Source organism: Prosthecobacter dejongeii, from assembly GCF_014203045.1.
GTDB classification, from domain to species: Bacteria; Verrucomicrobiota; Verrucomicrobiia; order Verrucomicrobiales; family Verrucomicrobiaceae; genus Prosthecobacter; species Prosthecobacter dejongeii.
In genome coordinates this window covers 624524-646706 of the sequence record NZ_JACHIF010000001.1, presented here as the reverse complement: position 1 = coordinate 646706, position 22183 = coordinate 624524, and the positions used below count along the sequence as shown (strand labels likewise).

Below are 22183 nucleotides of genomic sequence, written 5' to 3'. Positions count from 1 at the left end.
TGTCCATCTCGGCTAGAAAACCGCCCGCATGTCGTCCACCACCCGTTTTATTCCCTTCCTGTGCGCTGCCTTGCTCTGGCTAGCTGGCGCGGCGGCGGCTCCGGCCCAGTGGCTGGTGTATGAGCTGCGCTTTACCCCTGAGGCAGAGTCGGTGAACTTCAGCTTTTACACAGGCGGCTACGTCGTTGTGCCCGCTGGTGGGGGCGAGGCCACCATCGTGCTGACCACGGAGGAAGGCGGGCGCTTTTACGCTGTGGCGGAGAGCAGTGGTAAATACTTCGTGGCGGCGAATGCCAGCGTGCGGAAGGCCGTCTTTGCCGCCGCTGCTTTCACGGGCACTTCCCAGGCCTTTTACACCGCTTCGGGCGTGATGAATCGCTCCCTCCTGCTCGGTGGCAGCGCGGGCTCGCAGTCCTGGCGGGTGGCAGAAAGCCTCACGGGGCGTCTCATGTCGGCCGATGATGAATCGGTCACTGGACCCGCAGCCGATGGTTCCTTCGGCGTGGTGGGCAGCGCGCTCATCACTGGTACTCTACGGGAAGACCTGACCGCGAATGTGAGCAGCACCTTTGGTTCCCAAAATGTGGCCACGGCCTACATCATCGAGCTGCTGGAAAAATACGGTTACACGCCGGATGACGGAAGCCTCCCCGCGCCCACCATCTCCTCCTCCGAGGCGGCGGTGATTGATGCCAGCCTCTTCCCTGTTGAAACCCACGGCCAGGCCCCTGCCAACGACTGATGAAAAATATCCGCCAAGCCTTGGTCCAATGTCTGGAGGCCTCAGGCGGCTCCGGCATTCCTCTTCCTACCGCCACGCCGAGTTCCTCGGTGGTGAATCAGCTCCTGGATACGGGAGCCTTGGATGAAGAATCTTTCCTCTCCCAGCTCGCCGTCCGTCTAGGATTGGGTTACGTCTCAGTCCCACTTCCGGACAGTGCCGACGCACCAGAGATGAAGCGCCTGCTGCCGCCGCGTGTGGCGTTGAAGCACCGCCTGCTGCCCCTAAAGATCGAGGAAGAAGAAGGCGGGGCCAGGAAGCTCATCATCGCCGCTTACGATCCCTTTGACCTCATCGGCCGCCAGGCCGTCTCGCGTGAAGTGGATGCGCCCGTGCGCTGGCAGATCGCCCCGCGAAAGCGACTGCTGAATGCCATGCGTGACTTCTATGGTGTGGGTGCAGATACCTTTGAAGAGATCCTGAAAGGCCGTGACGTGGACGGCTCTGACCTGGAGCAGCGGGATGAAGCGAACATCATTGATGCGGATGATGAAGAAGCCTCGGTGGTGAAGTTCGTGAACACCGTGATTCGTGAAGCCCTAGAGCAGCAGGCCACGGACATTCACGTGGAGCCCATGGAAGACAAACTGCGCATGCGCTACCGCATTGACGGTCGCCTGCGTGAGGTGCCCGTGCCGGAAAACATCAAGCAGCTCCAGCAGTCTGTGATCGCGCGTTTGAAGGTGATGGCCAAGCTGGACATCGCCGAGCGCCGCCTGCCGCAGGATGGTCGTATCAGCCTGCAGATCGCGGGTCAGCTCATTGACGTGCGTGTCGCTACCATCCCAAGTGTGGAAGGGGAGAGCATTTCGCTTCGTTTGTTAGGCCAGGAGAAGTTCAACCTGGACAAGTTGCGCATGGAAACGGACTTGCGGGGTGAGATCGAAGTCCTGCTGAAAAAGCCCAACGGCATCATCCTGGTGACGGGGCCGACGGGTTCCGGGAAGTCCACCACGCTCTACACCTTCCTCAGCCAGCTCAATACGGAGCATCGCCGCATCGTCACCATCGAGGACCCGGTGGAAAACAAACTGCCGGGGGTGGTTCAGATCGCGGTGCGGCCTGAGATTGAGCTCACTTTTGCCACCGGTCTGCGCAGCATTCTGCGTGGTGACCCGAACGTGGTCATGGTGGGGGAAATGCGTGACCTGGAAACGGCGGAGATCGCCATCCGTGCCGCTTTGACGGGTCACTTGGTGTTCAGCACCCTGCACACGAACAATGCCATCGGGGGCATCATGCGTTTGGTGGACATGGGCGTGGAGCCCTTCCTGGTCGCTACCTCCGTGCGTGCTTTCATCGCCCAGCGCCTCGTGCGTTTATTGTGCAATGTCTGCCGCGAGCCAGAACCAGATGCGGAAATGAAAATCCGCGAACTCAAGTACACCGGCCCCATCCGCACGCAAGTTTACCGGGCCAAAGAAGGTGGCTGCGAAGCCTGCCGCCATACGGGCTACAAAGGCCGAATGTCCATCTACGAACTCGTGCGCCTCACCCCTGCCATGGGCGAGCTCATCACCCATAAGGCCAGCAGCGCCCAGCTCATGCAGCAGGCCTACAAAGACGGCTACCGCCCGATGCGTGAGTATGGCGTGCGCAAGGTCCTGGATGGTAATACCACCATTGAAGAAGTCATCAGCGTGACCGTGGCGGAGTCGGAACAGTGATGTCTGGCCGAGATGGTGATGCAGGGGTAGGATTGAGTTTAGTCCTACCCAGTCATTCCGTTTTCGATGAAGAAGTTTTTCAAACGCCTGGCCATCCTCGCTATTCCGCTGGGTTTTCTGACACTGATCTTTCCAGAATGGCTGGTGATCCCATTGTTGCTGGTGGGTTATCTGGAAGGTCCGAATGCCAATAGCCCTTTTCCCGAAGCCCACGCAAGGGCGGTCAAAACATTCGTTGATAGCGAGGGGTTTGGCTTTGGACGATTCAAGCGATCAGGCTATTGGTTTGAGCATACCGTCCGTCTAGAAGAAAAGACTTTTCGGCCCATGAACGTCAATCTCATTGGGTTGACCCCCGAAGAAGGCGACCGTTATTTTGAAGGTCGCATGCCCAAAAAGGCGGAGTTGACCACAGCGAAAACGAGGAAGCTTTCAGAGGATGAGGCGGCTGCGGTGGCCCAAATTCGGGCAGGCACGGCCCCTTGGGTGCGATTGCCTGCTGCCTGGGAAACATTCGTGGGACCGCCTCGTGAAGACCGTTATGATACTGTCCATATCATCGCGCCGATCACAGCGGACAAAAGCTGCCTCGAATGCCACAAGGTCAAACAAGGCTCCCTTCTGGGAGCCTTTGATTATGAAATGATACCGATGCGGTGAGTTGCCCAAAAGGACCGAACGCGGATCAAGGCAGCAGCGCGTTTGGGGAATCCACGAAGAATTCCTTCAGGTCTTCATCCGGCAGGGCCCCATTGCGGATGCCTTCCAGGCGCTTGCGGCTGCCGCGCTCCGAAGTCGGGCGGTTGGCAGTGCGGGACACGATGTCACCGATCAGAGGAGCGGCGACTACGGCGCTGGCGGCCAGGAGCGTGAGGGAAACGATGTTTGAAGTACTGCGACCCATGCCACGGCCAAAGAGGATGCCGAGAGCGCAACCTGCAGCGGCAGGAGCGATCATGCTGGCGTAGGTTTCGTAGCGGCTTTCGACAGTGGATTCAGGTGGCATAACGCAGATAAGATAGCATCACCGCAGATTCTCCAAAGTGGAATTTGCTCCCGGTCACGATTGGGCCATCGTCAGCGCGCATGAGTCAGTCAGCATCCCCCTCCCGATACGCCCTCATTTTAGCTGGAGGAAGCGGTCAGCGCTTCTGGCCGATCAGCCGGGATGCCTTGCCAAAGCAGCTTTTGAAGTTGTTTGGAGACAAAACCTTGCTGGAAATGACGGTGGATCGCCTGGAAGGCGTGGTGCCGAAGGAGAACATCGTCATTCTGACGAACAAGCAGCAGGAAGCAACGGTGCGTGCCTTGCTGCCTTTTTTACCCTCGGAAAACATCCTGGCTGAGCCGGAGAAGCGGGATACCGCGCCGGCCATTGCTCTAGGTGTGGGCTGGGTGGTGGCGCGGGATCCTTCCGCTACGATGATGGTGCTGCCGGCGGATCATTTGATCCAAAATGTGGCAGAGTTTCAGAAGGTGCTGATCAATGCGGCCAAATGTGCCGAGGCGGCGAGCAGCCTGGTGACAGTGGGCATCAAACCCACCTGGGCCTGCCCGAGCTACGGGTATGTGGAGCGGGGCAAGCGCGCCTCCGTCCTGGGCGTGAGTGAGGTGGCTGTGTATGAAGTGGCGCGCTTCCGGGAAAAGCCGAATCCAGACTTGGCGGAGCACTTCATCGCGCAGGGGAATTTCACCTGGAATGCGGGCATGTTCATCTGGACGATACCGGCCATTTTCAGTGAGCTGTCTCGTCACTGTCCTGCTTTGGCGGACTTTGTTTCGGAGTTGCGCGGTTCCAAAGATTTCTGCGCTACGGTGGAACGCCAGTTTAGCAAACTGCCGAAGCTTTCCATTGATTACGCGTTGATGGAGCGTGCCTCCCGGGTGCTGAATATCGAGGCCACTTTTGACTGGGATGATGTGGGTAACTGGACCTCCGTAGGCCGCTACCTCAAGTGCGATAGCGAGGGAAATCAGCACAACTGTGCGATGACCCAGATGAATGCCGCCGATAACTTGGTCTTTTCTCAGACGGGGCAGCACATCGCTTTGCTGGGTGTGCAGGATTTGATCGTCGTGGCCTCCAAAGACGCGATTTTGATCACCAGCCGGGCTCAGGCGGAAAGTATCAAAAAGATGTCGGACCTGCTGCCCAAAGAATTGCGCTAAATTGCTTGTTGAAGATCAAATTCACGGTGGCTCTGCGTTGAGCCTTTCTCCCGATGCGCTACGCCTTTTTCGATCTCGACCACACGCTGTTGCCGTTTGATACGCAGACGCTGTTTTGCAATTTTGTGCTGCATCGGCATCCCTGGCGTATCGTCTTGCATGCCTGGTTTGTCCCCTATGCCCTGGGTCGTGCGGTGGGGGTGGTGAGCACCGCCACGGCGAAGCGGGCCTTCCTTTCCTACCTGTGGGGGATGAAGCGCGCGCACCTGCGCCGCCTGGCGCGTGACTTTGCCCATGATTGTGTGGATACCTGGATCTACCCGGAAATGCGGGCCGAGATCCTGCGGCACAAACACCAAGGGCGGAAGCTGGTGCTGAATACGGCGAGCCCGGATTTTTATGCCGAAGAAATCGCCGCTGTGCTGGATTTCGATCACTGTGTGGCCACGCGTTTCCACATCGGCAACATCGTGCCCCTGCGCCCGCCTTTAGTCGGGTCTAACAACAAGCGTGAGGCGAAGATTGCGGCCATGAAAGCCTCGGTGCCTGGAGTCGCCGCGCTGACGGATGAGCAGCGCTTCCACTGCTGGGCCTACAGCGATAGCGCCGCAGACATCCCCCTGCTGGAATTTTGTGGCAACCGCATCCTCGTACATCCGAGTGGTGGGCTGAAGAAGCACTTTCCTCAGCATGATGTCACGGTGGTCACTCCACGCCGCCCCTACTGGGGAAAGGTGGGGGATATGCTCTCGGCCCTGAGGCAGATGCTGGGACTGCATGGCGAGCGCGGCCCGGCCCGCTAAAAAAAATCCAGGTGCCCCGAAGAGCACCTGGATGATGAATCGAGATCTTCCGAGAGTCCTTAGACCACCGTCGCCATGGCGATGGGTAGTGGGTTGGAGCTGGACTCAGGCGTCTGGAAGAAGGAGACCTTGCCTGTGGAGATGTCATACATCCCTCCGACAATGGCGACTTTGCCCGTGCGTACGAGGTTATCAATGGTGGAGCTACGCTCGCGGATCTTGCGCATGGTGCGCAAGACATTGCGGCGAGCGACTTCGTTCGCATAGGCTGCTTTCTCGCCTGCCAGCCATTGATCTGGGGTCTTGCAGGTGCTGAGATCCACTGACTTTTGAATCTCCGTAATCAGCGAGTCCAGGTTCACACAGCCGGTGGCCTCGGCGGCCGTTTTATGGCTGCAAATGAGATCCACCGCCGCATTCACCGCCCCGCAGGAGGTGTGGCCCATGACCAAGATGATCTTAGCCCCGGCGACAGCGCAACTGTACTCCATGCTGCCCAGCACTTTGTCGCGGGCGATGTTGCCAGCGATGCGGATGGTAAACACATCTCCCAGCCCGAGGTCAAAGATCAACTCCACCGGAGCGCGTGAGTCAATGCAGCCGAGCACGACGGCCATGGGGAACTGGCCCAGGGAGGTAGCATCCACCTGGCGGCCCAGATCACGGCTGAGGCGGGTGCCGCTCAGGAAGCGATCGTTGCCCTCCTGGAAGATTTCCAGCACGCGCTGAGGGGTGAGGGCATCCTGCACTTCACGGCTGCTAAAGTCCACGAACTGGATGCGGTCTTCGAGCTGCGGATAGCGCTCTTTGAAACCCGTCAGGCTGAGCTGCACCCCGTGAGCTTGGGCCGTGGTGTCCTTGAAGTCGGTGATGAGATCGAGGATATCTGGATCAATGTAGTCCGTATTGCGGGCATCCAGCAGGACGTGACCACCGCGCGGCACGCTGCGCAGGGTTTCATCCAGCGTGGCGCGATTGAAGAAACTCACCTGGTTTGCCAGCTCGATACGGAGCACTTCGTCGCCCGTCGCGTGCTTTTCCATGACCTTGCGGATGGGGCGGCGTACATTGCTGTGAAGGATGAAGCCGATGGCGACGCCCAGGCCAATGAGGATGCCGACGAGGAGGTCCGTGAGAACGATGGCGACCACGGTGATGATGAAGGGCAGGAACTGGGTGCGGCCTTCGCCCCACATCTGCTTCAGCAGTTTCGGGCTGGCGAGTTTCAGACCTGTCATCAAGAGGATGGCGGCCAGGGCAGACAGGGGAATTTCATTGAGCAGGGTGGGGACAAACATCACGCAGCTCAGGAGCAGGGCTCCATGGAAAATAGAGCTGAGTTTGGTCTTCACCCCCGCATTGATGTTCACGGAACTGCGGACGATGACGCTGGTCATGGGCAAGCCGCCGATGAGGCCAACCGCCACGTTGCCGATGCCCTGGGCCAAGAGCTCACGGTTCGGTGGGCTGCTGCGCTGTTCGGGGTCCAGCTTGTCCACGGCTTCCAGGTTCAGCAACGTTTCCAAAGAAGCGACGATGGCGATGGTAACGGCCGCGATATAGACCGTGGGATTTGCCAGCACGCTGAAGTCTGGGAAGATCAAGAAACCGAGAAATTCCTTTGGCGAGTTCGACACCGGCACCTGCACCAGGTGACTGGTTTCGATGACCCAATCCCCACCCATTTTGCGGAGGAGCAAACTCATCGCCACACCGAAGATGACGACCACCAGCGGTGCTGGTACGGGAGATTTTTTCAGGACTTTGATCTTGTCCCAAAAAACCAAAAGGAGGATGGAAAGCAGACCTACCAGGGCTGCACCGGGCTGGATGTCAAACCAGGCTTCAGCCAGCTCAGAGAAAGTGTTCTCATTGTCTGGCTGGATAAAGGACTTATCACCCATGGGGTCCGCATCATGACCGAGGACGTGAGGGATCTGTTTCAGGATGAGGATGACCCCGATGGCAGCGAGGAGGCCTTTGATCACGCTGGAAGGGAAAAAGGCGGCGATGAAACCCGCCCGGCAGATGCCCAGCACGATTTGGATGACCCCTGCCATGACCACGGCCACCAAAAAAGCTTCGAAGCTACCCAGAGCGGCGATCTGTGCGGCGACCACGGCCGTCAGACCGGCGGCAGGGCCGCTCACACTGGTGTGAGAACCACTGAGCATCCCCACCAGCAGCCCCCCGACGATACCGGCTAGAATGCCTGAGAAAAGCGGTGCATTCGAGGCAAGAGCCACCCCTAAGCACAAGGGAAGGGCAACAAGGAAGACGACCAACCCCGACGTGAGGTCACGTGGGATCGTTTTCGGGGAGAGGGGATTGATGCTTGTCATTGTTCAGTGAATCGGGGCGTTCTTGGAAACCAAAAAGGTCCAATTGGGACGGCAAATAACGCACATCGTTCAACCTTTATCCGCTAAAATTATGCCCGATCATGTCTTATAAAGGTGTAAAGGAATCCTTTATTTTCAGCGAAAAAATGCCCTTTTGTAGAGCCTGACGAGATTTTTTCGCATGAATAAGGCCCATGCAGGCAAAAAAAACCCTTTTCCGTGAAAAAATCTTCACACCTGCTTTTAGCAAGGGCCTTCGGCTCGAGTTGAGACTTTACTGAAGTACCAGCACAAAGATGAGCTGACCATCCCGCCATTTCGGACCGCCGATAAAGAGGGGGCTGTCGGAGCGTAAAACGGCGTCGGTTTTAACCAGGACTTGCTGGTCACGCCAAAATTGCAGATGAAGATTCACCCCACCCCCTGTGGCGGGCCCTTTGGAATCCACTTTCAAAAACAGGTCCTTGGAGGGGACCACCCAGGATTCGTATTCGCGAAACACATCCTGGAGATGCTGGCCCAGGATCTCGTAGTGCTTATAAGGAAAGACTTTGCCCAAACGCTGAGAGAGATCGGCCAACTTCGCGGGAGGTTGCTCGTTGGAGCCACCTTTAGGGGTTTCATTGGAGGCGAAGATGAGCGCTCCCCAGACTTTCCCATCCGTCGCCGGTTTGACCGTCGGCAACTGCTGGGTGGCAGGTGGAGCGGCACTTTGGGCGAGAGCCCCTGTGAAGGCGGTCAGAGCCAGGGCGGCGATGGCAAGGAGAGATCTCATCCGCGTGGATTGGCAGCAGCCAGAAGGCGAGGCTGATTGCGGGCATCTTTGGCGACGACGAGCACAACTTCACCACGCTCCCCATAAAGAGTGGTGGTGGCGATTTCTTGCTCCGTCTCACTGCGCTCAATGTGGTAACCGACGATCTTACGATCCGCAGGCACATCCTCCAGGCCATTGAGCATGAGCACTGTGGCGTGGGCCTCTGGTGAGTGGAAGGAACTGACCTGTACACTCTGATTTGGCGCGTAGCTGCTGAGCACGACGCTGCCATCAGTGGCGTCCTGGCGGACAATCATGACCCCGGCGACCACCACGGCAGCGGTGACGGCAGCGAGTGTGGCAAAGCCCGGCAGGCGGAACCAGTCCAGCCAACTGGCCCGGGCCACGGGCTCCGGGAGGGCTGGCTGCTCCTGAGCGATGCGCATCTGAATCTGGGAATTGAAGAAATCACCAAAAGGCACGGGCATTTCCACCGGGAGTGCGGTGCGGACGTCTGCGCACATGCGCTGCATCATGTCGGCCTCGGCTTTCAGGGCGGGGTCAGACTCCAGCCGGAGGGTGAAGCGCGCGCTTTCAGCGGCGTCCATTTCTCCATCCAGCCAGCGGATCAGATCGTGGTCATCAGGTGGCGTTTTCATAGGTGTCCTTCAGCAGTTCCTGGAGTTTCTTTCGGGCGTAAAAAAGGCGGCTCATCACCGTGCCCAGGGAGCAGGGGATGGTGGCGGCGATTTCTTCGTATGGCAGGCCTTCCACCTCACGCAGCACGATCACCTGCCGATGATCCGGGCTGAGCTGGGCGATGGCGGCGCGAATGCGGTCCCCGAGTTCCGCATTCTTCAAAAGGGTGTCTGGGGCGGCATCGCCATGCGGCACGGTTTCGGCTCCTGCGGCGGCTTTGTGCTCTGTGCGGGAGTCGTCAAACTCACCTTCACCCTGGATGCGTTTCTTGCGCAGGTAGTCGTAAGTGACGTTGTGGGCGATGCGGTAGAGCCAAGTGTAGAAACTGGAATCCAGCTTGAAACGCGGCAGGGCGCGCCAGGCCTTGATGAAGGCCTCCTGCGCGAGGTCCCAGGCCTCAGTTTCGTTCTGGATCATGTGATAAGTCATGGCGTAAATCCGCCCCCGGTAACGGTTCACGAGCACGTCAAATGCACGTGTGTCGCCCGCCTGGCAGCGCTTGACCAGGTCGGAGTCCGGGACTTCGCCAGGATCAGGCGCAGTGGAGGCGGGCATGTTTTAGGAGTGGCAGAGGCTATGACGGGCGCAGGAAACGCCTTATTCAAAAGAATCCTCGCCTTTATAACGACGGGAGTCAAAGAGATGCATCAAGAACGACACAAGAAGCCCTCCTCCAGCCAGCGTTACTGGATGGGGAACGGGCTGATGTGGAATTTCTCGCTGTTCTTGGACTCGAAGTAGCCGAGGCTGATTTTGTCGCCGAACAGGGCCACCCAGTTGCCATAGGCATCTTGAGCCAGGGTGGTGTCATAGGAGGCGACGAGGTTTGGGCGCGGTGGGCCGATCTGGCCGCGCACAGGTTTTGGCGCTTCGGCGGCGTCCTTGTCCTTCAGCCAGCGGACGAGCGTCCAGGGGGCGAATTCCAGGCGCACTTCGGCATTGTATTCGCTTTCGAGGCGATATTTCAAAACGTCGAACTGGAGAGGACCCACGGCTCCCAGCAGAGGCACGCGGACGGCGGCATCGGGAAGTTCAAAGGGCTGGGCCACGCCTTCTTTGAGAAGTTGGTCCAAGCCATCGCGGAAGCGTTTGAATTTCGACGTGTTTTCGTTGTGCAGGTAGGCAAAACACTCCGGTGGGAAGGTGGGCATCTCGTCGAATTTGACGCCATTTTCTTCAGACAGGGTATCGCCGATTTGCAGGTCGTAGTTACCGACCAAGCCTACCACATCGCCTGCCCAGGCTTCATTGACGGTTTCGCGTTCTTGGGCGAAAAGGCGCTGGGAGTTGCCTAACCGCATGCGTGTTCCGGTGCGGGTATTCACGGCGGTCATGTCCCGCTGGAAGCAGCCGGAGACGATGCGAATGAAGGCCACGCGGTCGCGATGCTTCGGGTTCATGTTCGCCTGGATTTTGAAGACGAAGCCGCTGAAGGCGGGGCTGGTCGGCTCGATGAAATCCTCCCCGGACATGCGCGGGGCTGGCGGTGGGGCGATCTCTAGGAACCGGTCCAGCATCATCTGCACGCCGAAGTTGTTCATGGCACTGCCGTAGAAAACGGGGGAGAGCTGGCCTTTGCGCACCTGCTCAAAATCAAAGGGGGAACCACCGCCTTCCAGGAGGTCCAGCTCATCCACCACACGCTGGTAAACCAGGGGCGGCAGGGCATCGCGCACGCTTTCATCTTCGATGCCTTTGACGTTCACGGGCGCACGGAATTTACCACCCACGGTGCGCTCGAAGAGATGCACTTGGTTGGACTCGCGGTCGAAGACGCCTTTGAAGTCCACGCCATCGCCGAGGGGCCAGTTCATGGGGCAGGCGGCGATGCCGAGCACGCGCTCCAGTTCATCCAGCAGTTCCAAAGGTGGGCGCGCTGGGCGGTCCAGCTTGTTCATGAAGGTGAAGATGGGGACGCCACGGCGGCGACACACTTCGAAGAGTTTCAGCGTCTGACTTTCGATGCCTTTACCGGCATCAATGACCATGACGGCGGCATCCACGGCGGTGAGCACACGGTAAGTGTCTTCCGAGAAATCTTTGTGACCGGGGGTGTCCAGGAGGTTCACCACGCAGTCTTTGTACTCAAACTGGAGCACGGTGGAGGAGACAGAAATGCCGCGCTGCTTTTCCAGTTCCATCCAGTCGGAGGTGGTGGCACGCTGGTTCTTGCGCGCCGTCACGCTGCCGGCGAGCTGCACGGCCCCGCCGTAGAGGAGTAGCTTTTCCGTCAGCGTGGTCTTCCCGGCATCCGGGTGGGAGATGATGGCGAAGGTGCGGCGGCGGCTGACTTCGTGGGGGGCTTTGGCGGCGACTTCGGACATGGCGGTGGAAAACGGGGGCGGCTTTCATCGCCTCCCTCGCAGCTTTTCTCAAGGACGATTCCTGGGAGATGCGGCGCGTACGGGGAAGGAGGGGTTCCAAAGAGACGGGGAAATGCCGCATAGATTCCGGGATCGTCGGCGTTTGCATGGGTGACCTGGACATGAAAATCACCTCCTTTCTCTTCGCCTTCGCTGCTGCTGCCTTGCCCGCCCTCGGGGCAGATCTGGAACCCACTCTGGGAAACAAGGGCAAGCTTTTGCTGGAGGAGACCTTTTCAGGCCCCGAGGTGCCGAAGGGTTGGAATGCTAACACGGGCAGCCTGCGCATTGTCGAAGGTCAACTTCATGCCGGCGAGAAATCCAGTGACAAGCACATCGGCGCGTTCCGCTACCGCCTGCCTTTGCAGGACTGCGCGGTGCAGATGGAGTTCAAGCTGGGAACCATGCGGGTCATCAATCTCGGTTATGATCCCGCTCCAGGGGAACTGAAGAAAAAAGGCCACCTGTTTTCCGTTGTGGTCACGCCCAAAAGCTGGTCGTTGATCGAGCATAACGACAAGTCAAATCCAGCTTCCAAAACAAAGACCCACGCCACGGCGAAGACGGACTTCGCGCCTGATACGACTTACACCCTGTTGCTGGAGTGCAAAGGCAACGACGTCGTCGCCCACGTCACGGGTAAGGAATCTCTAAAGGCCAGCGCACCCGACTTCGGAGTCAAAAAGCCGGGCCTCGTTTTTCGTATGGGTGGCAAAGATGGCGAAGAAGTCGCGCTGGACAATGTGAAGGTGTGGGCGCTGGAGTGATGCGGCTCTGGCTTCTTTCGGGCAATCATCAGGGCGAGCCTTGTTTGTGTATGGCAATCCAGCGCCTCTTGGGCATCCACGGTCAACAATGACTGGACACTGAAAACGGCCGACTGGACACTGGGGATATGGATGACCTAGCCGCCCAGATGAAACGCGATCTCGAAGAGATCGGGCGGACTCACATGCCCTTTGGGAAGTATGGGCCGCAGAATCATCCGCCCTATGGGGTGCCCATTTACGACATCCCAGCGGAGTATCTGGGCTGGTTTGCTAACAAAGCCGGATTTCCGAAAGGGCGGCTGGGCACCCTGCTACAAATGGTCCACCAGATGAAGGTGGATGGGTCCGACATCGTCTTCGACATCTTCCGCAAGCAACGGGGCGGGCCCACGCGCTTGCGGCCGAAAAAGCGGCGTGTGTGGGAGGGGCTCAACCCACCCGGCGGCGACGACGCAGCAGAAGGCTGAACCCGCCGATGGCGAGCAAGAATGCGCGGCCGGGCTCAGGCGTGATGGTGATGAACCCGGTGGTGAAGAGGGCGCTGGTATCCCAGGCGAGCCCAGCATTGAGGGTGGGGAGAATGAGGTTGCTGAAGTTGCCGCTGTGCTGGGTTTCAGCACTGACAGCGCTCCAGTCGAACAATCTCCAGGAATCTCCCGCAGCCCACGTGGTGGTATCGCTGCCGGTGCTGTTGAGAACCTCCAGCGTGCCGGAAAGGCTGACGGCGGTGGCGGAGGTGAGGCGCAGCAGGTCGTTGTTTTCGAGGCTGTTGATTCCAGCGGAGCGAGAGAAGAGATCAAACTGCACGGTGCCACTGAGGGTGAGGGTGCCGAGGCCGCTGGTGGCGAGCTCGAGATCTGCCGGACTGCCGCCGGTGCCACCATGGCTGGTGCCGATGCGCAGCGTGCCGCCGCTATTGAGGGTGATGCTGGCGGTGGAACTGGCGGAGCCGATGCTGCCGGTGCCGCCCAGGGTGGCTCCCGTGAGGACGCTGACGGTGCCGAAACCTGTGCCAGAGCCACTGCTATTGTTCACGAGCAGTGAGCCGTTGTTCACGGTGATGCCGCCTGTGTGGGTGCTGGCGGCGGTCAGTTCCAGGCTGCCAGTTCCGGTTTTGATCAAGGAGCCGCTGCCGCTGATGGCGCCGCTGTAAAGGGTGGACTGGTTATTGCCGCCGACGGTGAGTGCCACGGGATTGTTGCCTGCGTTGGTGAGGTTCAGATTTTGCGTGCCTTTGATGCCGCCCAAGGTGGTGGCAGCCGTGGTGACGCCAAAGCTGAGGGCTCCGCCACGATAGTCCAGGGTGCTATTGGTCAGGGCTCCGGTCACAGCTCCAAACGTGGCGCTGGTGCTGCCTGCGGTGGCTGCGACGGTGGAGCGGATGGTGACTTGGGAATTGCTATCAATGGAAGCGATGAAGGAACCCGCAGGGATGCCCGCGCCAGTCACAGGTTGCCCCACCAGCAGCGTGGTCGTGGCATTGGTTAGGCCTGTGAGGACGGTGGTAAAGTTTCCAGTGCCGACGGTGGTGCTGGTGCCGACGGTGCCAGATTGCACATTTCCCGCAGAATTGCGGAGTTCGATTCCGCCTGCATTCAGGACGGTGTCTCCTGTGGTGGTGTTGTTGCCTTGCAGGCTGAGAATGCCATCGCCGTTTTTGACCAAGGACACCGCTCCCTGGAGGCTGCCATCAAAGAGGCTGTTGGTGGTTTGATTGAGGGTCAGTGAAGAGCCTGCCGTGCCTGTGAGAATGCGGGTAGGTGTGGCATAACCGCCGGAGCCGATGGAGATGGCCCCGGTGCGCAGCTCAGAGGCGGTCTGCTGGGTGGCATTGAGATTGAAGGTGGTGTTCGGTGAGGCACCGCTGAAAGTGGTGTGATAGCCCAGCTCCAATGCGCCTGTGGGGCTGAAAGCGTTGCTCACGGTGACCTGGGAAAGGGCACCCCAGCCGGAGTTCAAAACGCCGTAGGTGTTGCCTGCGACGGCGATGGTGGGCTGATTGGTGCCGGAAACGAGTTCCAGGCGGCCTGTATACATGTTGACCGGATTGTCTGAGAAGGTGACACCACCGACGACGATGAGGGAGTCTGAGGTGCTGGAGGCGGCACTGCGGAACCCGCCCGTGACAAAGAGCCGCCCGGTGTTGGTGGCGGTGATGCGCGTGCTGCCCGTAGCTGGCATGGTGATCAGCCCTGAGACAATGCTGTTGCCGCTGGTGTTGCTTTGCAAAGCCCCGGCGCTGCTGGCTCCCTGACCGGCGATGAAAATCGGATCGGCCAAGGTTAGGCCCGTGCCTTCCAGTCTCAGGGCTGCTCCACTGGCCACTGTGACGCCGCTGGCGGAGGTGCCCAGGGCTAAAGAATGACTGATGCGCAGGCGGCCTGCATTCACGTAGGTATGGCCGGTGTAGCTATTGGCGACACTGAGCTGGGCATCACCCGTGCCGGTTTTGTTCAGAGGGCCATTGCCCGTGATGGGTACGGCGACGGTGAGGGCCAGGGCGTTCGCTGCCGAGGTCGCCTCCAGGGTGCCGCCGGAGGCTCCCAGGGTGATGCCGCGATTGGTATCATCGAGGGAGAAGGCCGTGGCGGTGGAAAGGGTGCCGCCATTGAGGGTGAGCTGATCTGCTGCGAAGGCGGCGGGATTCAGTCCCAGGGCCGTTTCGGCGTCTATGATGACACGGCCTGCTAAAAGGGTGGTGCGGCCTGTGTAGGTGTTGGTGCCGGTGAGGCGGGTGGCTCCTGTCGTGCCATTGCTGCCGCCGATGGTCACGGAGACCACGCCCGTGCCGTTGTTGGCGATGGTGGAGTGGAGGGTGAGATCGTTGGTGGACCAGCGCTGGATGATGAGTTCCCCAGCGGTGTCCGGTGCGCCCCCTGCGGTGAGGGTGCCATCATTGGCTGCGGTGCCGATGAGGAGGGCGCTAGCCCCAGTGGCGTGAAGGATGCCGCCTTGGGCACCGAGGCGCAGGATTTCGCCTGTGCCAGGGTCAATCGTGGTGGTGCCACCATTGGCGGTCATGTTCAGGCTCTGAATGTCCGTGACGGCGGCGGCCAGGGTGATGTTGCCTGCGGTTCCGCCATTGATGATGCGGACGTTGGCCGCAGAGGTGTTCGGTACCGCGCTGGTGCCCAGTCGGTTGATGTCACTGTAACCGGTGAAGGCGGTGATGGCTCCATCTGCGGCATTCGTAGAGTTCACCGCCCAATCCGTGCCGCCGAAGGTGGCCCAAGTGCCGAGCATGCCCGCGCCATTGTTCAGGGTATCCGTGGTGGCAATGCCTGCCGCAGCGATATTCAGGGTGCCGCCCTCGCGGGTGATCTCATTGAGCTGGAGGCTGGAGGTGCCACCGAGGCGCGTGATGTTTGCTGCCCCCTGCAACGTGGTGGAGGCGACCACTTCCACATGGGAGCCTGCCGACGTCGCGGTGCGATCCAGTTGCAAGGTGGCGGTGCCCAGATTCAGGGCCGCTCCATCTGCCAGCTTGCTGCCATTGGCGGCGGTGGTGTAGTCCAAAATAAGCGTGCCGTTGTTCACGGAGGTCGTACCCGTCGTGGTATTGTTACCCATGAGCGCCAGGGATCCGGTGCCTGATTTGACCAGGGAAACAGCCCCGCTGAAAAAACCGTCATACGTCGTGGTGGTGAACTGATTGACGGTCAAAGTGGCAGGCGTGGCGCTAGTGATGACACGTGTCCCGGTCGTCGTCGTTCCAGTGCCAGAAGAGCCCGAATACAGAGAGCCGACGAGTTGGTTGAAGCCATTGAGATCCAGGTTGCCATTCAGCGCATAGTTGACGCCCAGGATTAATTCGCTGCGTTCCGGCAGTGCATTCTCACCCATCATCCGTAAAATAGTTCCTGTGCCGCTGGCTGACACGCGGGTCGCATTCCAGAAGTGCCCTGTTGAGCCCAGAGTGGTCAGCATGTTCGAGTCCATGTAAAAATTACCGGTGGATCCCAGTACCACAGGCTGACCGCTGAAATTGAGGGTGCCGCTGCCATTGATGACCAACTGCGCGCTCGTGACCACATTCATGCCGCCGGTCACGTTCAAAATGCCGCCAATGCTCACTCGAGAACTCCCTGTCATGGACAGCAAGCCCGTGAGGGTGTTGGTGCCGGACAGGTTCACCAGGGCTGCACCAAAGCCGCCATTTTCACCTACCAGCATGATGGGTTCAGCAACAGAGATGTTGTTGCTCAACGCCAACTGCCCGCCATCCAAGGCACTCACCACGGTGCGCCCGCTGGTGCTGCCCAGGGCATTCGGATGCGAAATGGTCAACCGCCCTTGATGGATGTTGGTTTCACCGGTGTAAGTATTGGCCACCGTCAGTACCACTTCGCTGGCCCCAGCCTTGGTGATGCCACCGCCGCCCGTGACATGAATCGGAGAATTGATGGTGAGGACGCTTCCTTGGGAAGTGATGACGCCTTCGTTCCAAGTGCCATCCCCAAAAGTGATGCTGCTGAACCCGTTGATGGCCGTGCTTGCCGTGCCAAAATTCGCCAGTGCGCCGCTGGCAATCGACAGCGTCCCCGTACCAGCCAGAGTGGTTGTTGAAGTATGGACGAACCGCAGGGAGTTCACCGTGGGACTTGCCGAAGTGATGGTGCCGTTGAAACCGGTGGTGTTTTCAGGTGTCGGCGTGTTGACGAAGCCCGCAGAAAGGACCGTGTATTCGCTGGCAGCCAATGGACGCAAACCACTGACAGCGTCATAGGTGACGAAGCTGGATCCATTTCCAGTCGCGGTGATGTCTCCGACCATGTAGGGGACAATGCGAATGTCTTTGACCGATCCCGGTGTGAGGCCGCTGGCGGAACTGGTGCCAACAAAACTCAGGCCGCTGGTGGAGGCCAGGGTGATGCGGGTGGCGTTCGTATCTGCCTGCCCCAAATTCGTTCCACGGGCCAGCAGGGTACTGGTGGTATTGCGTGTTAGGCCCGCTGCTGCCAGGGTGTGCAGGCGGCCCGCCGCAGTGCCATCCAGCGTGATGATGCCACGCCCCCCGGATACCGTGCTGCCCAGATTGATCTGGCCAATCGTTTCCGTCGTGTCCGCTGTGGCGTTGCCGGTGAGTTGAAGGTTGCCGATCGCACGGAGGTACACAGGTGTGGTGTCACCCAGGCGGTTCAAATTCCCTGCGGAGTTATCTAGGAGCAAGCGCCCGCCCATGGAATAAATGCTGCCGATCGCCGCCCCGTTATCTACATAAATACCGCTGCTATTGAGGACGGAGCCTGCTCCGGAGAGGGTCAATGACCCGGAGGAGGCATAGGTGCCGCCCGTGTAAGTATTGGCAGCAGTCAGTGTCAGGGTGTTATGCAAAGTGGTATTGGAAGTGTTGGCTCCTGCTTTGACCAAGCCGCCTGAACCGCTGACCACCCCATTGACCACAATATTCCCGGTCGTCGTCGCAGCGGCGGAACCCTGTGTGAAAAAGCGTGTCGCACTCAGGACCATGTTCAGATCAATGGTCTGGAGCGCCGTGCCGCTTTGCGTGATGTTGCCGCCGAGCGTGATGCGGTTTCCAGCCAGGTTGAAGGTGCCTGCGCCTGAGAGAAAAAAGATCCCGGCAATGTTCGTGTCTGCTGCCAGGTTATTGATGGTATTCAGTCGGGTGGTACCCGCAAAACCGATGCTGTTGCCTGCCACTGGGGCGGTGCCGCCCCAGTTAGCTGCGGTGCCCCAGTTGTCATCCGCACCGGCACCCGTCCAGGTGCGAGTTTGGGCAGAAAGGGATGAGACGACGAAAAAACCAATCAGGCTGCAAAGCAGTTGACGCATAGCGGGGGGAAAGTTGGCGGGTTGGGGGAGCGTAAGACTACGAGTGAAGGGGGTACATTCCAGCATTTTTATAGGGAGATGCTGCTGGCGGTAGTTCTGTGGCCGGAAAATGACCCCGAAGTCAGTCGAGCCTGAGGGGTTTCACGAGGGGGAAGAGGCGGCTTTGAAAACGGTCTTGGATGCTGCCAGAGGCCTTTGCTAAAAAGATCTACGGGGATCTAGTCTAACTAAATATTTGGAAGGGAGTGATCATGAGTCTGCCTCAATGGATGATGCACTCATGTGACAGGGAGCATTCTCTGTTGTGTGAAGATTTTGTGTAACTTGCGTAGTGGATCCCGGTACAGGGGGAAGACTCTGTGATACCCCCGCCACTTTATGAACGAGAGCATTGATCTCCTCGCCCACCACCGCATCATTCCTACCGTCGTCATTGATGATCTAAAGACGGCTAAGCCTCTTTCAGATGCTCTTGTGGCAGGTGGATTGCCGATTGTGGAAGTGACCTTGCGTACGCCAGACTCACTCGCCGCGTTGGAACGCATCATTGATCGGCGGGACATGATCGTGGGGGCAGGCACGGTGACAACCTTGGCGCAATTTGACGCGGCCTGGCGTCTCGGGGTGCGTTTCATCGTCACGCCTGGGTTGGATGAAAACATCCTGCGTCATGGCCGCCGCCGGGACGTGCTGGTCATCCCAGGAGCCGTCACACCCACCGAGATCATGCAGGCGCAGAATCTGGGGGTTTCGCTGGTGAAGTTTTTCCCTAGCCATGCCTTCGGCGGCATCAGTGCGATCGAGGCTCTTGCTGGACCCTTCCCGAAAATGCAGTTCCTCCCTACGGGTGGGGTGAGCTTTGACAATTTGCCGAGTTACCTGAAAAATCCCAGCATCGTCGCCTGTGGTGGGACCTGGATGGCGAAACGCGAGTGGATCCAGGAAGGGCAGTGGGAAAAAGTCCGGGAGGCCTGCGGCAAAACCGTGGGAGTGGTGCGCAATCGTTAAACTGGGGCTGTGCCCTGGCTTTCAGTCACAGGAATACGTGAGCCGCACACGCAGATACTGCCGTGGGTCAAGGTTCGGTGTTGAGTGCTGATGAAACATCGCCAGAATCCGCGTATGGATTGGCGGGTCGTTTGAAACGAACAACCGACTTTCCTCCCCCAACCACCGCCTCTGACCATGTCCCGCCGCACCCTTGCTGAGTCCTACGAGCACATCCCCACGCACATTTTTCCCAACTCTGGAGCGGCAGCAAAGGCCCTCGCAGCCGAGGTCAAGGCGTTGATCGAAGAGCGTGCTAAAGAGGGGAAAAATGTGGTGCTTGGTATGGCCACAGGTTCCACGCCCGTGCCTTTTTACCGCGAGTTGATCCGCCTGCATAAGGAAGAGGGCCTGAGCTTCAAAAACGTCATCACCTTCAACCTCGACGAATACTACGGCCTCGGGGGTGACCATCCAGAAAGCTATGCCTGCTTCATGCGGGAGCAGATTTTTGATCACATTGATATCCCAAAGGCGAACATCAACATCCCCAGCGGTCTCGTTCCTGGGGACCAGGTCTTTGCCCATTGCCGTGAGTATGAAGAAAAGATGGATGCTGCGGGCGGCATTGATTTCCAGATCCTCGGTATCGGGCGTACGGGCCACATCGGTTTCAACGAGCCGGGCTCCAGCCGGGACTCTCTGACACGCCGCATCACGCTGGACCGCGTGACGCGCCAGGACGCTGCGGCTGACTTTCGCGGTGAAGAAAATGTGCCTCATTTTGCCATCACCATGGGGGTGGGCACCATCCTGCGGGGCAAGAAGCTGGTGCTGATGGCCTGGGGTGAAAACAAGGCCGAGATGGTGGCCAAGGCCGTAGAAGGCGAAGTCACGGAGGCCATCTCCGCCTCCTTTTTGCAGGATCATCCCGATGCCCGTTTTTTCATTGATGTAGGTGCCTCTCGCGAGCTGACGCGGGTGAAGTTGCCATGGCTCGTTGGTCCGGTTTCCTGGACGCCGCGTGAGACCCGCCGCGCGGTGACTTGGCAGGCCTTTAAAACGAAGCGCCCGGTGCTGAAGCTGACGGATGAGCACTACAATGAACATGGCCTCAGCGATCTCCTCTCGGAACAAGGTCCGGCTTATCAGCTCAACATCCGCATCTTCAACCAGCTCCAGCACACCATCACGGGCTGGCCGGGTGGCAAGCCGAACGAGGACGATACCTACCGTCCTGAACGGGCGACGCCTTACCCGAAACGCGTGCTCGTTTTCAGCCCTGAGCCGCAGGACGCCATCGTGGCCATGGGCAGCACGATCGAGCGACTTGTCGAGCAAGGGCATGATGTGCGTATCGTGGCGCTGACCAGTGGCAGCCTGCGCATTGCCGACAGCGAGGCGGACAAATTCGCCGGCACTTTGCTGGAGCTGGCAGGCATCGTGGAAGACAGTCCGGCCTGGCAAAACCAGACCGCCTATGCCCGTGAGGTGCTGCGCCTGCTTGAGGAGAAAGGTGAATTTGGCGAAGACACCCCTGTGCTGCGTCAGCTCAAGGGCCTCATCCTGCGTGGGGAACTGCGGGATGCAGCCCACGCCTGCAATGTGGCGAATGATCATGTGACATTCCTGGACCTGCCGTTTTATGAGCAGGGCCGTTACCGCCGCTTTAAAAGCACGGAAGCGGACGTGGAGGCCCTGGCGGCCCTGCTGCGGGAAAACAAACCGCACCAGATCTATGCGACGGGGGATGCGGCAGACCCCAGCAGTGTGGCGGGTATCTGCTTTAAAGTTTTGGAGGCGGCCCTCAAAGCCTGCAAGACGGAAGACTGGTCTGGAAATACCAGTCTGTGGCTTTATCGCGGCAAGGAGAAGCCGCTCGCGGCACATGAGATTGACATGGCGGTGCCGCTCAGCCCCATGCAGCTCGGGCGTAAAGGCCGCGCGCTGTCCCGTTACGGTTCTCTTTCCAGCCTGGAACTGGCCTCGCCAGAATCAAACCGGCAAAACGCCCGGAACTACGATGCCCTGGGGCTGGCGGAGTATGAAGCCATCGAAACCTTCCAGCGCTGGAGTCGGGTGTAATTCGGGCGCGGCGTAAAGACATTCCTTTGCGTCCATCAGTGGGGGGCTGGCGTTGCTCAAAAAGCCATGCCCCTCAAATTCACGCTTTCCCTCTGTGCTGCTTGTTCTCTGGCGGCTTCTCTGCCTGCGGCTGAACTGATCGACCCGGCTGCTTTTGGCTTTGGCCGCCCCGGTTACATGGTGGATACCACCTTCATCGGGCAACAGGATTTCGATGGCAGCTTGCGGGGCAGTTTGGAAATGTTTGAAGTCCGCACCATCATCCCGGTGTGGAGCACGAAGGTGGGTGAAGGCGGGCGTTTGAGCACCTCGCTGGGCTACAATCTCACGCAGATCAACTTTGATCCAGGTGACAGGCTGGACCTGCACACGCTTGAAGCTCAGATAGCCTATTTCTGGAACTCGCCCACCAGTGACTGGTGGGGGCTGGGATTCGTCACTCCAGGTCTGGGCACAGACTTCAATGGCATCTCGCTGGATGATTTCCAGATCTCAGCCTTGGGCTTGATCGGGTATGAATTTACGAAGACCTTCACCATTGCTGGCGGTGTCTTCGCCAGTTATGCGAACGAGGATGGCACGCTGCTGCCGGCGCTGGGTTTCATCTGGCGGCCTGGAGATTGGATTGTGCAGGTGACGCCACCGTTCATGGTGCTGGGTTACCAGGTGAGTGAGCCACTAACGCTCAGCCTCAGCCTTTACCCCAGCGGTGGCTCTTGGGATCTGGACCGCAACGATGGGACGAATACCCTTGCAGTCTCAGGCTGGCAGAGTGCGGCCTCCATCATCTGGAAAGCGACGGATAAACTGACGGTATCTCTGCGTGGGGGGATCAATTTCGGGGGTGAATTTGAAATCCGCGATGAGCAAGAGCGCGTGCGGGTGGATGAAAATCTCGACCCAGCTCCCTTCGGTGCTCTGAATGTGCGTTGGTCGTTTTGACCTTCGCAGTTGGCAGGGAGTGAAA

Annotated in this window: 17 protein-coding genes; 10 read left to right on the top strand and 7 right to left on the bottom strand. The window is 59.1% G+C overall.

The window, feature by feature from the left end:
* Nucleotides 1-28: 28 nt before the first annotated feature.
* The 3 genes from HNQ64_RS02380 (at nt 29) to HNQ64_RS02370 (ending at nt 3108) form a co-directional block, all read left to right on the top strand.
* The gene (locus tag HNQ64_RS02380; RefSeq protein WP_184204874.1) at nt 29-742 is read left to right on the top strand and encodes a hypothetical protein; all 714 of its coding nucleotides are present in this window, start codon (nt 29-31) and stop codon (nt 740-742) included.
* Nucleotides 742-2448, top strand: coding sequence for a GspE/PulE family protein (locus HNQ64_RS02375; protein ID WP_184204871.1), 1707 nt, complete (start codon nt 742-744; stop codon nt 2446-2448). Before HNQ64_RS02380 ends, HNQ64_RS02375 begins: the two co-directional genes overlap by 1 nt.
* 66 nt (nt 2449-2514) lie before the next feature.
* Nucleotides 2515-3108 (top strand): hypothetical protein, encoded by a 594-nt coding sequence (locus HNQ64_RS02370; protein WP_184204869.1) that lies wholly within the window; start codon nt 2515-2517, stop codon nt 3106-3108.
* Nucleotides 3109-3133: 25 nt separating this feature from the next.
* On the opposite strand, the gene HNQ64_RS02365 is transcribed toward HNQ64_RS02370, so the two are convergent.
* A complete protein-coding gene (locus HNQ64_RS02365) occupies nt 3134-3454 on the bottom strand; it encodes a hypothetical protein (protein WP_184204866.1) in 321 nt (106 codons plus the stop codon).
* Between the two features lie 80 nt (nt 3455-3534).
* Between HNQ64_RS02365 and HNQ64_RS02360 the strand changes: the two genes are divergently transcribed.
* Entirely contained in the window at nt 3535-4617 is a 1083-nt protein-coding gene (locus tag HNQ64_RS02360) for a mannose-1-phosphate guanylyltransferase (protein WP_184204864.1), read from the top strand.
* A 53-nt stretch (nt 4618-4670) separates the two neighbouring features.
* Nucleotides 4671-5420: an HAD family hydrolase gene (locus HNQ64_RS02355; protein WP_184204862.1), complete on the top strand. Its 750-nt coding sequence runs from the start codon at nt 4671-4673 to the stop codon at nt 5418-5420.
* 59 nt (nt 5421-5479) lie between these two features.
* On the opposite strand, the gene HNQ64_RS02350 is transcribed toward HNQ64_RS02355, so the two are convergent.
* From HNQ64_RS02350 to HNQ64_RS02330, 5 genes are all read right to left on the bottom strand, one after another.
* Complete coding sequence (locus HNQ64_RS02350; protein ID WP_184204859.1) at nt 5480-7762, bottom strand: bifunctional SulP family inorganic anion transporter/carbonic anhydrase; 2283 nt, start codon at nt 7760-7762, stop codon at nt 5480-5482.
* 274 nt (nt 7763-8036) lie between these two features.
* Nucleotides 8037-8537, bottom strand: coding sequence for a hypothetical protein (locus tag HNQ64_RS02345; RefSeq protein ID WP_184204833.1), 501 nt, complete (start codon nt 8535-8537; stop codon nt 8037-8039).
* Nucleotides 8534-9178: an anti-sigma factor family protein gene (locus tag HNQ64_RS02340; RefSeq protein ID WP_184204831.1), complete on the bottom strand. Its 645-nt coding sequence runs from the start codon at nt 9176-9178 to the stop codon at nt 8534-8536. The genes HNQ64_RS02345 and HNQ64_RS02340 overlap by 4 nt, the downstream gene beginning before the upstream one ends.
* Complete coding sequence (locus HNQ64_RS02335) at nt 9162-9773, bottom strand: sigma-70 family RNA polymerase sigma factor (protein ID WP_184204829.1); 612 nt, start codon at nt 9771-9773, stop codon at nt 9162-9164. Before HNQ64_RS02335 ends, HNQ64_RS02340 begins: the two co-directional genes overlap by 17 nt.
* Nucleotides 9774-9901: 128 nt before the next feature.
* Nucleotides 9902-11542: a peptide chain release factor 3 gene (locus HNQ64_RS02330; RefSeq protein ID WP_184204827.1), complete on the bottom strand. Its 1641-nt coding sequence runs from the start codon at nt 11540-11542 to the stop codon at nt 9902-9904.
* Nucleotides 11543-11703: 161 nt separating this feature from the next.
* Here HNQ64_RS02330 and HNQ64_RS02325 point away from each other — a divergent pair, with 161 nt between their 5' ends.
* Both HNQ64_RS02325 and HNQ64_RS02320 read left to right on the top strand, forming a co-directional pair.
* On the top strand, nt 11704-12348 hold the full coding sequence (locus HNQ64_RS02325) for a hypothetical protein (RefSeq protein WP_184204825.1): 645 nt from the start codon (nt 11704-11706) through the stop codon (nt 12346-12348).
* A gap of 128 nt (nt 12349-12476) precedes the next feature.
* Complete coding sequence (locus HNQ64_RS02320; RefSeq protein WP_184204823.1) at nt 12477-12818, top strand: putative quorum-sensing-regulated virulence factor; 342 nt, start codon at nt 12477-12479, stop codon at nt 12816-12818.
* Here HNQ64_RS02320 and HNQ64_RS02315 read toward each other — a convergent pair.
* Nucleotides 12781-18144 carry a beta strand repeat-containing protein gene (locus tag HNQ64_RS02315; RefSeq protein WP_184204821.1) on the bottom strand — a complete coding sequence of 1788 codons (5364 nt, stop codon included), beginning with the start codon at nt 18142-18144 and terminating at the stop codon, nt 12781-12783. The genes HNQ64_RS02320 and HNQ64_RS02315 overlap by 38 nt on opposite strands.
* 378 nt (nt 18145-18522) lie before the next feature.
* On the opposite strand from HNQ64_RS02315, the gene HNQ64_RS02310 reads away from it, so the two are divergent.
* From HNQ64_RS02310 to HNQ64_RS02300, 3 genes are all read left to right on the top strand, one after another.
* On the top strand, nt 18523-19152 hold the full coding sequence (locus HNQ64_RS02310) for a bifunctional 4-hydroxy-2-oxoglutarate aldolase/2-dehydro-3-deoxy-phosphogluconate aldolase (RefSeq protein WP_184204819.1): 630 nt from the start codon (nt 18523-18525) through the stop codon (nt 19150-19152).
* 177 nt (nt 19153-19329) lie between these two features.
* Nucleotides 19330-21216 carry a glucosamine-6-phosphate deaminase gene (nagB, locus tag HNQ64_RS02305; protein ID WP_184204817.1) on the top strand — a complete coding sequence of 629 codons (1887 nt, stop codon included), beginning with the start codon at nt 19330-19332 and terminating at the stop codon, nt 21214-21216.
* Nucleotides 21217-21282: 66 nt separating this feature from the next.
* Nucleotides 21283-22158: a DUF6268 family outer membrane beta-barrel protein gene (locus tag HNQ64_RS02300; RefSeq protein ID WP_184204815.1), complete on the top strand. Its 876-nt coding sequence runs from the start codon at nt 21283-21285 to the stop codon at nt 22156-22158.
* Nucleotides 22159-22183: the final 25 nt, after the last annotated feature.